The organism is Helicobacter sp. 11-8110 (assembly GCF_003288905.1).
In the GTDB taxonomy this organism is placed as follows: domain Bacteria; phylum Campylobacterota; class Campylobacteria; order Campylobacterales; family Helicobacteraceae; genus Helicobacter_D; species Helicobacter_D colisuis.
The window spans coordinates 1-14584 of sequence record NZ_NHYL01000004.1 but is presented as its reverse complement, the minus strand read 5'-3'; the positions used below and the strand labels follow the sequence as shown (position 1 = coordinate 14584).

Here is a 14584-nt window from a genome sequence, read left to right as displayed (position 1 = left end):
GTATTGGAGAATTTTAAGTCTTTTCCTAATGCGAAGACACCTAGCTATTTTGCATTAAAAGATTTTTTTGAAATCACTCAGAAGCATAAAGAATTTTTAAAAAATGAGGGTGATGCAAATGGTGAAACTGTTCGTTTTTGTTTTCATAAAAGTCCAAATGATTCTTTGCATGTCATGTTAATTTATCATCCTTATAAAAAGTTAATTCCAGAACAAATTTTTAAAAATACAGATTCTTATTATTTGATACTAGAAGGCAAAATTAGCCTCACGAATCTAGAAACAAAGGAAAGGATTATTTTGGATAAAAAAAATTTTTTAGGGAAAGTTGGAAGTAATATCCCTTATCAAATGGAAATAATAAGCGAAAATGTTCTGTTTATAGAGATAAGAGAAAGAAATACAAAAGAGAAATTATGAAAGATAAAATATATAAGATTAATCAATGTAGATTATGCGGAAGAGAGAATTTAAAAAAAGTTATTACATTATCTAAAAATCCAATTGGGGATAGGTTTTTTAAGAATAAAGAGTTGGCGTTATCTTGCGAATTGCACGATGTTGTAGTGATGATGTGCAATGTATGCGGTCAAATGCAATTAAGCGAAGTTGTGGAGCCAAAAGAAATTTATGAGCAGGATTATTTATATACTTCTGGCACTTCAGTTGGTTTGGTGGAACATTTCAAACAGGGAGCTAAGGATTTAATTAAAAGGTTTAAGGTGCCAAAAGATTCTTTGGTGATCGAGATTGGAAGCAATGAAGGGGCAATGCTAGAAGTTTTTAAAAATGAAGGTATGCGAGTTTTAGGGATTGATCCTGCTTCTATTGCAGTAGAAATTGCAAAAAAGCGTGGAGTTGAGACGATTTGTGGTTTTTTTACGAGAGATCTAGCTAAAGAAATTAGGCTTCAAAAAGGTAAAGCCAACATTATGATTGCCAACAATGTGATTGCCAACATTCCTTTATTGGCAGATGTGGTGAAAGGTATTGAGTTATTGCTTGATGATAATGGTGTATTTGTATTTGAGACAAGTTATGCGCAAAGTGTTTTAAAGAAGCATTTGATTGACACGATTTACCATGAGCATATTAGTTATTTTAGCGCAAAACCTTTGGCAAAATTTTTCAATCATTGTGGATTGGAATTGTTTGATGCAGAAGAAATCTGGACTAAAGGTGGGAGTTTGAGGGGATATGTCTCTAAGCCTCTGCGTTTTAATAAAACGCAGAGGCTAATGGAGATAATTCAAAATGAAGATGCCTTTGTTTTTGCTAGTCATATTGTTGCAAATAGTGTGAATTTAGAAAGATTGTTTGATGAAATAAAAGAAACACTTAAAGAGGGTGGAGAGTTTATTTTTGAAAGTTTCTATGCTAAAGCAGTTTTGGAGAAAAATTTGGTGGATATGGTATTTTTAGAACATATCAATTACCTATATCTTTTGCCATTATGTGAGTTTTTAAAAAAGAAAAATTTGAATCTGTATGATGCTAAGATTATTGAGAGTAAAGGTGGAAGCATACAAATTAAAATTACTCAAGATATGAGTAAGTCAAAGACTAAAGAATTGCTTTCTTTGATAGAAGCTGAAAAAGATTTTTTCAAACAGAGTGATATTTTTATAAATTTTACTAAAGGTTTGGAAGATTTTAGAGAGAAGGTTAGAAAGCTTGCATTGGAGATTAAGGAGCGTCAAGGAAGTGTCGGTGTGTATGGTGCTTCAGTGGGTGGAGTGATGATGGTGTATCATTTGGGGCTATCTGATGTGATTGATTATTTTTTAGATGATAATATTGCTAAAATTGGTAAATATGCATCAAATTTAGGTGTTTTGGTAAATGATTCTAAAATTTTAGAAGAGGATACTAATATAAAAGAGGTTATCAATGTAGCTTGGAGGTTTATAGATCCTATTACACAAAAGCATAAGGAATTTCTAAAGAGGGGAGGAATATTCTATAATTTGGAATTGCCGCAGCTTGAAATTAAGGAGTATTTAAATGGAACGAATTAAATGGTGGAATATCGAGCTTGGTGCAGAGGAGCAAGAGGCAGTTTCAAATGCGATTGCAAATAGAAATATAGGTCAAGGAGAAATTACGGAGAAATTTGAGAAAGCGATTGCAAATTTTTTAAATGTCCCTTATGCCGTAGCTGTGCCAAATGGCACGCAAGCACTAAGTTTAGCCTATATGGCATTAGGTCTAAAGAAAGGTGATGAAGTAATTATCTCTAATCGGACATTTGTTGCTACCGCACATGCTGCTATGATATTGGGTGCAAAGGTAAGAGTAGTTGATGTTAAAGAGAATCAAACTATTGATGAAGAATTAATAGAAGATAAAATTACAAACAAGACTAAACTTGTTGTGCCTGTTCATATGAATGGGGTTGCCTCAAATATGGATAGAATTTTAGAAATAGCAAGGAAATATAATTTGCAGGTGATTGAAGATGCTTGTCAGGCTTTTGGATCTAAAGATTCTAAGGGGAGGTATTTGGGGACAATTGGCAGGTTTGGCTGTTTTTCTCTTGGGGTAGCAAAACTTTTAACTACAGGCCAAGGGGGAATTGTAACTGCACACAATCAAGAAGATTATAATCTTTTAAGAAGGCTTAGAAATCAAGGAGTTTTTGATGTAAGGCAAGAAAGAAATTATGGAATAAGAGCATATAATTTCAAATTTAATGATATTCAAGCTGCAATTGGTTTGGTGCAATTAAAGAAGATTAACCAGAAAATTACTCATTCTAGAGAGTTGTATTGTGGTTATCGCGATATGTTGCAAGATAAAATTAATTTTTTAAATGTGGATATAGAAAATGGTGAAGTGCCTATAAGATTTATTGTGATAACTAAAAATAATAAAGATTTAAAGAAATATTTGGAAGCAATGGGTATAGAAAGTTCTTTTGAGTCTCCTTCATTAAATTGTTGTAGTCATTTGGGAATTGTTGGGAAATATCCTAAAAGTGATATTTTTGATCAGCAAATGCTTATTTTGCCAAGCGGTCCTAATCAAAATCTAAATAATATAGAAAGAGTTGGTAATGTTTTGCATCAATGGTTGGAGGAGAAAAAATAAATGCATTATTATTTATATCCAAAAGGAGGAAATTCTCAGTATTGTGCTTGGATTTTAGAGTTTGTTAAAAAAGCTGTGTATTGTGAAGATGTTATCGCAATAGATAGAATGGGAAGGGAGGGGGATTCTTATTCTTTTTTGGATGATTGCAAACAAGAAAAATCATTGGAATTTAATAGCATTAAGATACGGCAAGAAATTAGTGAGGGTAAGGCATGTTTATATCTAACTTCTAAGAAGTTAGAAGATGACTTGTTAGAAAATATTATTAGAAATGGTATAGATAAATGCTTTGATGGAGTGATGGTGTTGAGTGCTCTTTTAAACCAATATTGCAGTGAAAGATTTAAAAATCAAAAAATCATTGCTATTGTTCTGAAGAATCATAACATTGAGCAAAAATCATTGGGATTTATGATTGATTTATTGCAACAAAAAGGATTTAAGATTGTTTATATAATAACTTATCAAAATTTTATACATAAAGAAATTGAAACTTTTTTAAGGGAAAAACAGCAAGATTATATTTATGCTAATTTTGAAATCTTGGAGCAATTATCTTTTTTTCCATTTGTTATTGATCAAAGTCCAGGTATGAAATTTCATCAGAATGTTGCTAGTTTGAAGATGATACCTAGTATGGATATGTATCCTAGTTCGGTTACTCATGCAGATGTTCAAAAAAGTTATGATCTGTTTTTGCATTATTCATCTTATATTAATATACATTCTAAAACATTGTATGATCTTACTAGCGAAAAGCAGAGATTTGGAGGGGCTTTTGGGGATATTAGCCATCGATTGGTTAAAGGGGGATATCCATCTTTGGATAAACAAATTAAATCTTTAGAGACACAAGCAATAACACATAGCATTCAAAAAATGGATAGCATTATAGTTATTGGCGATACTTTATGTGTCAAATTTTATGATATTTTATTGAGAATTATTCAAAATTTTCTATCATGTGGCATTAGGGTTTTATATAAGCCTACCAATAGATATCATGAAATTAGTCTGTTGAATTTGAAAAAAACTTTTGAAAAGGAGAACGGATTTGTATGGTATGATAAGCAATATTTGGAGCAAGGGGAGTTAGATAGGAGTTTTATGGCTATTGAATCTGGGATATCTTCTATGGCATATTCTTATCCTATTCTTGCAAAGAAGCCTTGCATTTTGCTTTATTTGGGAATTAATTCTTGTGACCTTTTTTCTGTAGAGGATACTTTTTACCATCCATCCTTGCATATTAGATTATGTAATGATGAGTTGAGGTTATTAGATGGTATTGCAAGACAACTTAAAGCAGATGAAAATTATCAAAAGTATTGGAGAGATAAAATAGAGCATTATTGCAAAGAGGATATGTATCATTATGGTAATGCTAGTGAATATTTGGTAGAATGGATTAATCAATGGTATAGAAAAAGAGAAATATTAAAGAGGCAGAATTAAATGAAAATTTTAATTATTAAACTTGGTTATTCTGAAACATTAGATCCTGAAATGGGTAAAGTAGTTAGTCTTGGAGATGTCGTGCGATGCACGGTTGTATTAGAGGCTTTAAAACAAAAATATCCCAATTCTTGTATTACTTGGTTGGTTGCCCCTGAAGCGTTTCCTTTGATAGTGGATAATCCTTATTTAGAGAGAGTGCTTGTGTGGGATGAATTTATCCCTTTTGCCTTGATGCGAGAGCAGTTTGATATGGTGGTGAATTTAGAAAAGATTCACGGAGTTTGCGGATTAGCAGATATGATTCAAGCTTGGGAGAAGGTTGGATTTCGATTTGATGTGGTGAGTGGTAATTATAGCGCTTATGAGCGTAGTCTAGGTGCTACAAATTATATACAAGATAAGGTTAGTGGGAAAAAGAGTCACGAAATTTGGCAAAAGGTGATTGTTGAAATGGTGGGTTGTGAATGGAGAGAGCAGGAATATTCTCTCGGATATAAACCAAAGCCAAAAGAAAAATTTCAGGTTGGATTAAATTATCAAGTGGGTAGCAAATGGCCCACAAAAGCGATGAAGAAAGAAAAATGGGAGGAGTTAGCAGTCTTACTTGAAAAAGATCAGATTAGTTTTTCTTGGCAGCAAGGAATGAATAATTTATATGATTATATGGATTGGATTGCAGGGTGTGATGTGTTAGTAACACACGATAGTTTGGGGGTGCATCTAGCATTAGCAATGAAAAAAAGTGTGATTGTGTTATTTGGAGCTACAAGTGGTGAAGAGATCTATTATTATGGGCGTGGAGTTTCAGTGTATCCAAAAAGTCTGGATTTAAGCGGGTATGAATGCATCCCTTGTTATAATCCAACTTGTAATAAAGACATTCATTGCATGGATTTTATTGGGTTGGAGGAAGTTTTGGATGATATTGTGAAACTCATGAATACTTAAATGAATTATCCTGCTTATTCTGCAAAAATAACTAAATATAAAAGTTAAAAGGAAAGTATTTTTATAAAGGCTAGAGAGTTATTTATGATAATATTAAGCTATTTGAATATTAATAATTGGCGAAATTAAAGGAGATTTAATGTTTTTTACAATCACAGTGGCAACCTATAATCGATCTAATTTGTTAAAACGCTGTTTAAATTCCATTAAAAAGCAAACATTTAATGATTATGAAGTGATTATTCTAGATGATTGCTCCAGTGATGATACCCCTATTGTAGTGCAAGAATATACAAATGATAAGAGATTTCGTTATATCAGATTTGAAAAAAATTTAGGATTTGCAAATAAAACTTTCTATGAAGCACAAAAGAAGGGTTGTTTTAATGGAAAATATATTTTTGAATGTGCTGATGATGATTTTTTGAATGAAGAATATTTTTTAGAAAATGTTTATACAGCTATTAAAGATGAAGAGGTGGATGTTGTCTTGTTTGATGTGGGTTGGTGCTATTTTGATGATATTGTAATGAAATGTAATATTGATACTTTGCCTAAATTATTTCATTACAATGATTTAAATGAAGCTCAAAAAAGTATCGTCACAAATAAAATGATGAATATTTTAAAAAAAGAATGGATAGAGCAATATGATTTTTTTAATGAAGAGACACAAGAATGTAAAGATGTGTATTTTGAGTATTCCAATGAGTTAATCTTTAAATATGCTAGATTAGGTTATGTCCCCCATATCACGTATATTGGAGGCATTTCTCCTAATGCTAGGGCTAAATATATAGACTTGTATCAGTGGATTGTTACTATGGGGATGTATTTTGATGGTGCCAAACAAGAAGAGTTGGTTCGGCAGAAGTTATATGATATTTTTATGTCACCTGCTGTATGTCAGAATGTGCTTGTTAATTGGCATGGAAAAGAAGTGGCAGATATCTTGTATTCTTTAGTAGGCAAGAAAAAATATAGTAAGTATTTGAGAGATATTGCTAAAATTTATAGTGAATGTTTTCAAGATGAGCTAAATAGGGAGTATGATAATTTTAATAGGCTATTGCTTAATGAAAAAGAGACATTAGAAATTATAGATAATTCTAATAATTTTGTTGTGTATAGTGATGGCTTTATGAGCCATTATGTTCAAGAATATCTCATTCGAAAAAATAAGAAAATTTTATTTGTTGCTGATGATTACAAGGAAGGTTTTTTAGGTTTTCAAGAAATTATTAAGAAAAAACAAGAAATAGATGTTGTTTTTATAGCAACAAGTAATATCATTTATATACGGGACATGCTTCTTAAACTATCACCTATTTGTAATGAGGTGAATATTTTAACTTTAATATTAAGAGATGATACTTGGAGAATGCCATGAAATATTATATCTATGGAGGAGGAGGAAATGGAAGGGTTATTGCATGGATTATTGAATTTTTAAATGCTCATAAGAATTTGCAGGATTGTTATGAGATTATTGATGACTCTTGCAAAGAAAGAAGTCTAAAAACCTTTTGTTGTGCAATAAAAAAAGAACAAGAATCGTTAATTTTAATAGCTTCTAAGACATATCAAGAAGTAATGATAAAGAAATTAAAAGATTTGGGCTTGCATAATTTTGTGAATGGTATAGCTTTTATGGGTAATGGGTTAAATCGATATTTTAAAGAATGTTTTCCGGTTTATAGAAATGTTGCTTTTTTGTTGGATGATGTAGGGTTGAAGCATTTTGGGAATATTGATAATTTATTACATAGTAGAGGTTACAACATCTTTTATTTCTTTTTTGAACATAAAACAGAATTGCAAAATAATTTTTTACATTTTAGGGAGAATAGCTTTATGGTAACAGAAGATTTTTTAGAGTATTTTGATTTTTGCTATTTAATGGTAGGAACTTCTATGTATTATCGTTTTGCTAGTCGCGTTAAATATTTTAGATTATTAGCGAGCTATGATATTCCTTTTTATCACTCGCGTTATCATACTATAGAGCAAATTACTAGACATTTATGTGAATATAGTGCTGGTGCTCATTTGGATTTTTATATGGCGGTACACAATAAAAAAAGTCTAGATCAATTTTTATTGTTACCCGGAGTTAGAAAAGAGTGTTTATTGAAAGTAGGCTATCCTAGTTTGGATAATCTAGTAAAAACCTATGAAGAATATGAAGAGCTAAATTCATCCGTAAAGCCTGATACAATTATTTGTTTATCTCGCTTTAATACAAAAGGTTTTAGAATTTTTTTATTAGAGAGAATGATAGAGGTTATAGATTATTTATTGGGAAGAGGATATCGAATTTGTTATAAGGTAAATCCACATTATGATTATCTCTCTCAACAGAGGATTGCAATGAGATGGCAGAAATTTGATAATTTTATTTTTTACAATAAAGCAGATTTGAGTTTAGATGAGCTAGTGCGCAGTATTACGATTATTGATTTTTCTGCTTCTATGTTATATACTTATCCTCTAATTACAAAAAAACCAGCTATCATGCTTGCTCCCAACAAAGAATGGTTTAAGAAAGAGGAAGGCATTTTTTTTGATGAAGATAATTTTTATGATGAGCGGTTGCATATTTGGGCAAATAATAATGAAGAAATTGAAGCAAATGTGTTAGCTTTGCAAAATAATAAAGAATTCTTAAAGTTAAGAAAAGAAATGATTGAGGATTATATTTCTAATGAAACTTTTGCTTGGGGGGGGGGTTCTAGTGAAAAGGTTGTTGAAGTTATTGATGCCTATATCCAAAATTTTAGTCATATGGAGAATTTGTAAATCTCAAAAAGAAAGTAGAGTAAAATGTGTGGCATTTTAGGTTGTATCACTAAAAATGAGATTCATGAAGTAAAAGGGGAATTTGATAGTGCCTTGAAGTTATTGTCTCATCGTGGTCCTGATTTCTGCAAGTCTATACAATACAACAATGTGCTTTTGGGACATACGCGCTTAGCGATTTTAGATTTAGATTCAAGATCAAATCAGCCTATAGACTTTAGGGATAAATATACTCTAGTTTTTAATGGTGAGATTTATAATTATAAAGAATTAAAAGAGGAGTTGCATTTACAAGGATATAGATTTCATACAGAGGGTGATGCTGAAGTTTTACTCTGTGCATATGATTTTTGGGGTGAGAAGTGTGTAGAGTATTTTAATGGGATGTGGGCATTTGCACTATTAGATAAAACGAAAAACCGCTTGTTTTGTAGTCGTGATAGATTTGGTGAAAAGCCCTTTTTTTATTTTCAAGATGAAGAGCAATTTATTTTTGCTTCTGAAATTAAAGCTATTTTGCCATTTGTCAAAAATATAAAAGCAAATATTTTAGCAATGATTCCTTTTATTGCAAGAGGCAATATGGATTGCTATAAAAACCAAACTTTTTTTAAAGATATTTTTCGTTTGAATCCAGCAGAAAATATGGTGATTAATCTTGAAAGTTTGCAAATTAAAAAGACAGAATATTATCATCTTAGTTCTAATACAAAAAGAGTGGAGAATATAGAAAATCCATATAAAAGCGTTCGCAGAATATTAGAGAATTCTGTGCAACTTAGATTAAGAAGTGATGTTAGAGTAGGGGGTTGCTTAAGTGGTGGGCTTGATAGCTCATGTTTAAATGCTTTGATTGCTAGATTTCATCCTAACAAAAAAGATTATATTGCAATTCATGCTAAATCTTCTTTGGAAGAGAGTGATGAGAGCAGGTATGCAAGAGAAGTTTCCAAATATCTTGGAATTGAGCTATGTGTGATAGAGCCGACAGAGAATGAATTTTTAGAATCTTTAGAAAAGGTTATGTATGTCCAAGATGAGCCTTTTGGTAGCACTTCTATTTATATGCAATATTTTGTAATGCAAAAAGCAAGAGAATTAGGTATCAAAGTAATGTTTGATGGGCAGGGTGCTGATGAGGTTTTCTTGGGATATGAGGGTTATTTGAAAAATCTTTATAAATATTTTCTTGAAAAAGGCAAGGAGAAAAACTTTTTTGAAAATTTGAAGATGTTTCGGTATTCTAAAGATAGCGTTATATATGAATTTTGCAGAATGGAAAATTTTGAAACATTATATTCTAGGATACAAAAAGGAAATATAAAAGTTGAATATCTTGGTGAGGAATTTTTGAGAGAGATTTTTTGCTATAAAACATTTATAGAATTCAATACTAAGGAAATTAAAAATAATGGAATGCAGGCTTTGTTGCGCTATGAAGATCGAGATTCTATGGCTTTTGGTATAGAATCAAGATTACCTTATTTGGACTATCGTTTGGTGGATTTTGTATTATCTCTGCCCATAGAAGTTAAATTTCAACAAGGCTATTTGAAGTATTTATTGCGTAAATCTTGCGAGGATTTACTGCCTCAATCTATTATATGGCGTTATAATAAAATGGGCTTTGAATCTCCACAAAAATTATGGCTAACAAAGTTAAAAAATGAAATGATAGAAGCGATTAATCATTCTAAAATACTCAATGAAATTTTTAAGAAAATAGAGATTAGGGAAGATGGTTTTATGTGGAGATTGTATAATATTGCAAAATGGGAAGCAATGTATAAGGTGGAAATATGAAGAAAATTTGCATAGTTTGTGAAGCAAATCCAGCTAAAAATCCTAGACCTAGGCGATTAATTGAAATATTAATGTATAAATATCAACTAACAGCGATTGGATTAGAGGCTAGTGAGATTAGTGGTGTGGAGGTCTTGTCCTATCCTCATGCCAAAAAGAGAAATGCCAAAGAAGAGCAAGAGCTAGAAGCTAATGTGGCAAAAAAGGACTATATGAAGCTTGTTAAGATTTCAAATCGCCTTATTATTGAGAAATATTTACAAGATCGAGAATTTGATGTTATTTTTTGCCATGATTTGTTACTTCTTCCCTTTGTGGTAGAGAATAAAAAGCGGGCAAAAGTTATTTTTGATGCTAGGGAGTATTATCCTAGGCAAGTGGAAAATAATGAAAGGTGGAGAAGGCTTTTTGCTGGGTTTAATGATTACCTCTGCCAAACCTACCTTAAAGAAGTCGATTATATGTATAGTGTGTGTGAAGGAATTGCTAAAGAATATGAAAAGAATTATGGTGTAAAATGTGATGTAATCACTTCAGCTGCAAAATATCATACTCCCCCACATTCACTTGTTTGCCATGAACCCATTAAACTCATTCATCATGGAATGGCAAGTCCTGATAGATGTATCCATGGAATGATAGAAATGATGGATTATGTTGATGAAAGATTTACTTTGGATTTGATGCTAGTGCCTACTTATTATAAAGAATATTATCAAACCCTTAAAGATATGGCAAAAAAAAGAAAAAATGTAAGAATCATCCCCATTGTTCCTTTTGAAGAAATTATTCCCTTTACTTCTTTGTATGATATAGGACTTTATATTTTGCAACCTACAAATTTCAACGGATATAAGGCGCTTCCTAATAAATTCTTTGAATTCATTCAAGCAAGATTAGCAATAGCTATAGGACCAAGTCCTGAAATGTCAAAATTAGTCCAACAATATAATCTAGGAATCATTGCAAAAGACTTCACACCAAAATCTATGGCAGAAGAGCTAAATAAACTTACTAAACAAGATATTTTAAAATATAAAGAAAACTCTAATAAAACTGCAAAGATACTCAATGCAGAAAAAGAAGGAGAAAAGATATTAAAGATTTTAGAGGAAGTTTTAGGGTGAGTAGGGTATAATTTGGGTAATTAAAAGGTTAAAGGGTTAATATGAGACCTCTTACTATCAGAATAACTTCTAAATGCAATTATACTTGTAGAATGTGTCCATATCATGGGGAAGACTATAGTGTGGATTATTTCCGAGAAAGGATAGAATGGAAAAGAGAGATGTCTTTAGAAGAAATAGAAGCTATTCTTATTAAGGCAAAAGAATCAGGAATCACAAAAATAGACTTTACCCCTAATGGTGAGTTTTTTGTTTATAAAAAATGGAGAGAAGTTTTAGCATTAGTTCAAAAATATGGGATGCAATCCACTTTGACAACCAATGGTGGATTATTAAGTGAGCAGGATATCAAAGATGCTGTGGATTTAGGACTATCTCAGGTTGCCATTAGTGTTGATTCAGTTCATTATGATACTTATAAGATTGTGCGGAAACCGGCTACCAAAAAGGCTTTTGAAAATGCTATTAATGCTCCTATTCTATTCAAACAATACTCTAACAGTATAAAGGATGGGGGTATTTATGTCCAAGTTCAATTTACAGAACAACCAGAAAATAAACATGAAGTAAAAGATATGCTAGATTTTTATCAACCTTATAAGCTTGATCAGATCAGTGTAATTAAAATGAGTCAATATTATCAAGGAGGGAGTGTTATTAATGGAGTAGAAAAGCCGGAATTTAAGATTGGATCTTGTGAAAATTATGGAAGTTATATTATTGCTCCCAATGGCGATTTTGTCGGATGTTGTGAAGAAGTTTTTGTTTATCCAAAAATCAAGGATAAAATTCCTAATATCTTTAAACAAAGTCTAGAAGAGTGCCAAAAACAATCGGATTATCTTTATAGGAATGATGCAGATTTTATCAATTATTGTAAAAATTGCTCTGTGTATGCAGTAAATAATTCTGAAGTTTTAGAGAAAAAGTTTATCGAATCGGGTTATTTTGCCATGCAATATGCAACTCAAACAAGATACTATGTAATCCCTGAATATTTAAGAAGTATCCCTGAAGATATTTTATTATTTATGTATAAAAAGGGAATGGTTGGTGAGATTAAAAAGTTTGTTAAAGATAGAAAAAGCTAATTTATTTAAGGAGTGTTTATGGAAATAAAAAAAGAATATCAGGTGTGTGCGCGATGTGTGATGGATACTAGTGATCCTGAAATCACTTTTGATGAAAATGGTGTTTGTAGTCATTGTCAGAGATTTGATAATGAGATTTTGCCGCGTTGGAATTCTTTTAGTAAGGAATGGTTGGATAAAAAAATTCAAGCCATTAAGCAAGAACGTTCTAATGATGCCTATGATGCAATCATTGGAATTAGTGGTGGGATTGATAGTTCATATCTTTTGCATTATATGGCAACAGAATATAGTTTGCGCATTTTAGCGGTGCATGTCGATGCGGGTTGGAATACAAAAGTAGCTGAAAATAATATTGAAAAACTTGTAAAAAAATTAGGCATTGAGTTACATACCATTAAAATAGATTGGGGGGAAATGAGGGATTTATCAGTGGCATTTTTGAAATCTGGAGTTGCTAATTGTGATGTTCCGCAAGATATGGCATTTTTTGCCTCATTATATGAATATGCCATAAAGCATAATGTAAGACATGTTTTAACAGGGAGTAATTTGGCAACTGAATCAATTTTACCTAGTTCTTGGGAGCACAATGCTATGGATTCATTGCAGCTTAGGGATATTCATAAAAAATTTGGCAAAAAACCTTTGGTAACATTTCCTATAATGAGCTTTTTTGATCGCTGTATAAAATATCCACATGTTAATAAAATGGAAGTTTTGATTCCATTAAATAATATATCTTATAGCAAACAAATCGCACTAGATTTATTACAAAAAGAATATAATTGGGAAGATTATGGGAGTAAGCATTGTGAATCGGTTTGGACAAAGTTTTTTCAAGAGTATTTTTTGCCTACAAGGTTTGGTTATGATAAGAGAAGACCGCATTATTCTTCCATGATTTTAGCTGGAGATATGACTAGAAAAGAGGCAATGGAATTATTAAAGAAACCAGCTTATAATCTTGATAATTTAGAAAAAGATTTGGAAATTATTCTAGATAAATTACAGCTTACAAGACAAGAGTGGGATGATATTATGAATGCTCCTTTAAAAAGTTATAAAGATTATGAAAATAATGAAAAGCTTTATGAATTTAAAAAGCAGCATTTAGATATATTTTTTAAGTAAATGAAAAAACTTCTTATTATCCATTTTTATAATCATGCTACTGAGCCTAGGGTAAGGCGAGAGTATGATTTACTAGAAGGGAAATATAAACTTTTTGGAATGGGTTATGTGGATTGTCAAAGAGAGGGGGTTGAATTTATTTCTATAAAAAAGCCAAAATGGAATTGGAAAATGAAAATTATTCAGAGATTTTGGCTATTTTTTAGGCAATATGAAAAAGTGTATTGGAATCTTCCCCAAATAAAAGAAGCAGAAGAAAAATTAAAAAAATATAAATTTGACATTATTCTAGCTCACAATGAGGAGACGATCCCGCTTGTATTAAAATATAAAAAAAATGCAAAGATTGTTTTAAATATGCATGAATATGCCCCTAGAGAATTTGAAAATTTCTTTTGGTGGAAAATTTATTTTTCTCCTTATAAACATTACCTCTGCCAAACCTACCTTAAAGAAGTCGATTATATGTATAGTGTGTGTGAAGGAATTGCTAAAGAATATGAAAAGAATTATGGTGTAAAATGTGATGTAATCACTTCAGCTGCAAAATATCATACTCCCCCACATTCACTTGTTTGCCATGAACCCATTAAACTCATTCATCATGGAATGGCAAGTCCTGATAGATGTATCCATGGAATGATAGAAATGATGGATTATGTTGATGAAAGATTTACTTTGGATTTGATGCTAGTGCCTACTTATTATCAAGAATATTATCAAACACTTCAAGATATGGCAAACAAAAGAAAAAATGTAAGAATCATCCCCATTGTTCCTTTTGAAGAAATTATTCCCTTTACTTCTTTGTATGATATAGGACTTTATATTTTGCAACCTACAAATTTCAACGGATATAAGGCGCTTCCTAATAAATTCTTTGAATTCATTCAAGCAAGATTAGCAATAGCTATAGGACCAAGTCCTGAAATGTCAAAATTAGTCCAACAATATAATCTAGGAATCATTGCAAAAGACTTCACACCAAAATCTATGGCAGAAGAGCTAAATAAACTTACTAAACAAGATATTTTAAAATATAAAGAAAACTCTAATAAAACTGCAAAGATACTCAATGCAGAAAAAGAAGGAGAAAAGATATTAAAGATTTTAGAGGAAGTTTTAGGGTGA

Annotated in this window: 12 protein-coding genes; all 12 read left to right on the top strand. The window is 31.2% G+C overall.

Annotated elements, in window-relative coordinates; all coding sequences use genetic code 11:
* Nucleotides 1-3: 3 nt before the first annotated feature.
* Nucleotides 4-420, top strand: a complete 417-nt coding sequence (locus CCY98_RS04825; RefSeq protein WP_112057461.1) for a hypothetical protein — start codon at nt 4-6, stop codon at nt 418-420.
* Nucleotides 417-2018, top strand: coding sequence for a class I SAM-dependent methyltransferase (locus CCY98_RS04820; protein WP_112057460.1), 1602 nt, complete (start codon nt 417-419; stop codon nt 2016-2018). The genes CCY98_RS04825 and CCY98_RS04820 overlap by 4 nt, the downstream gene beginning before the upstream one ends.
* Complete coding sequence (locus tag CCY98_RS04815) at nt 2005-3090, top strand: DegT/DnrJ/EryC1/StrS family aminotransferase (RefSeq protein ID WP_112057459.1); 1086 nt, start codon at nt 2005-2007, stop codon at nt 3088-3090. Before CCY98_RS04820 ends, CCY98_RS04815 begins: the two co-directional genes overlap by 14 nt.
* A complete protein-coding gene (locus CCY98_RS04810) occupies nt 3091-4548 on the top strand; it encodes a hypothetical protein (protein ID WP_112057458.1) in 1458 nt (485 codons plus the stop codon). It begins immediately after the preceding gene.
* Nucleotides 4549-5499, top strand: a complete 951-nt coding sequence (locus tag CCY98_RS04805; RefSeq protein WP_112057457.1) for a glycosyltransferase family 9 protein — start codon at nt 4549-4551, stop codon at nt 5497-5499. It begins immediately after the preceding gene.
* 139 nt (nt 5500-5638) lie between these two features.
* Complete coding sequence (locus tag CCY98_RS04800; protein WP_112057456.1) at nt 5639-6889, top strand: glycosyltransferase family 2 protein; 1251 nt, start codon at nt 5639-5641, stop codon at nt 6887-6889.
* Nucleotides 6886-8298: a hypothetical protein gene (locus tag CCY98_RS04795; RefSeq protein ID WP_112057455.1), complete on the top strand. Its 1413-nt coding sequence runs from the start codon at nt 6886-6888 to the stop codon at nt 8296-8298. The genes CCY98_RS04800 and CCY98_RS04795 overlap by 4 nt, the downstream gene beginning before the upstream one ends.
* A gap of 24 nt (nt 8299-8322) precedes the next feature.
* Nucleotides 8323-10101 (top strand): asparagine synthase (glutamine-hydrolyzing), encoded by a 1779-nt coding sequence (gene asnB / locus CCY98_RS04790; RefSeq protein WP_112057454.1) that lies wholly within the window; start codon nt 8323-8325, stop codon nt 10099-10101.
* On the top strand, nt 10098-11228 hold the full coding sequence (locus CCY98_RS04785; protein ID WP_112057453.1) for a capsular biosynthesis protein: 1131 nt from the start codon (nt 10098-10100) through the stop codon (nt 11226-11228). The genes asnB and CCY98_RS04785 overlap by 4 nt, the downstream gene beginning before the upstream one ends.
* A gap of 41 nt (nt 11229-11269) precedes the next feature.
* The gene (locus tag CCY98_RS04780) at nt 11270-12319 is read left to right on the top strand and encodes a radical SAM protein (protein WP_112057452.1); all 1050 of its coding nucleotides are present in this window, start codon (nt 11270-11272) and stop codon (nt 12317-12319) included.
* An 18-nt stretch (nt 12320-12337) separates the two neighbouring features.
* Nucleotides 12338-13453 carry an N-acetyl sugar amidotransferase gene (locus CCY98_RS04775; protein WP_112057451.1) on the top strand — a complete coding sequence of 372 codons (1116 nt, stop codon included), beginning with the start codon at nt 12338-12340 and terminating at the stop codon, nt 13451-13453.
* A complete protein-coding gene (locus CCY98_RS04770) occupies nt 13454-14584 on the top strand; it encodes a glycosyltransferase (RefSeq protein ID WP_112057450.1) in 1131 nt (376 codons plus the stop codon). It begins immediately after the preceding gene.

Bases quoted from the DNA above. Each gene is read 5' to 3' on its own strand.
- CCY98_RS04820 (WP_112057460.1), top strand. From the start codon at position 417: ATGAAAGATAAAATATATAAGATTAATCAATGTAGATTATGCGGAAGA.
- CCY98_RS04815 (WP_112057459.1), top strand. From the start codon at position 2,005: ATGGAACGAATTAAATGGTGGAATATCGAGCTTGGTGCAGAGGAGCAA.
- CCY98_RS04810 (WP_112057458.1), top strand. From the start codon at position 3,091: ATGCATTATTATTTATATCCAAAAGGAGGAAATTCTCAGTATTGTGCT.
- CCY98_RS04805 (WP_112057457.1), top strand. From the start codon at position 4,549: ATGAAAATTTTAATTATTAAACTTGGTTATTCTGAAACATTAGATCCT.
- CCY98_RS04800 (WP_112057456.1), top strand. From the start codon at position 5,639: ATGTTTTTTACAATCACAGTGGCAACCTATAATCGATCTAATTTGTTA.
- CCY98_RS04795 (WP_112057455.1), top strand. From the start codon at position 6,886: ATGAAATATTATATCTATGGAGGAGGAGGAAATGGAAGGGTTATTGCA.
- asnB (WP_112057454.1), top strand. From the start codon at position 8,323: ATGTGTGGCATTTTAGGTTGTATCACTAAAAATGAGATTCATGAAGTA.
- CCY98_RS04785 (WP_112057453.1), top strand. From the start codon at position 10,098: ATGAAGAAAATTTGCATAGTTTGTGAAGCAAATCCAGCTAAAAATCCT.
- CCY98_RS04780 (WP_112057452.1), top strand. From the start codon at position 11,270: ATGAGACCTCTTACTATCAGAATAACTTCTAAATGCAATTATACTTGT.
- CCY98_RS04775 (WP_112057451.1), top strand. From the start codon at position 12,338: ATGGAAATAAAAAAAGAATATCAGGTGTGTGCGCGATGTGTGATGGAT.
- CCY98_RS04770 (WP_112057450.1), top strand. From the start codon at position 13,454: ATGAAAAAACTTCTTATTATCCATTTTTATAATCATGCTACTGAGCCT.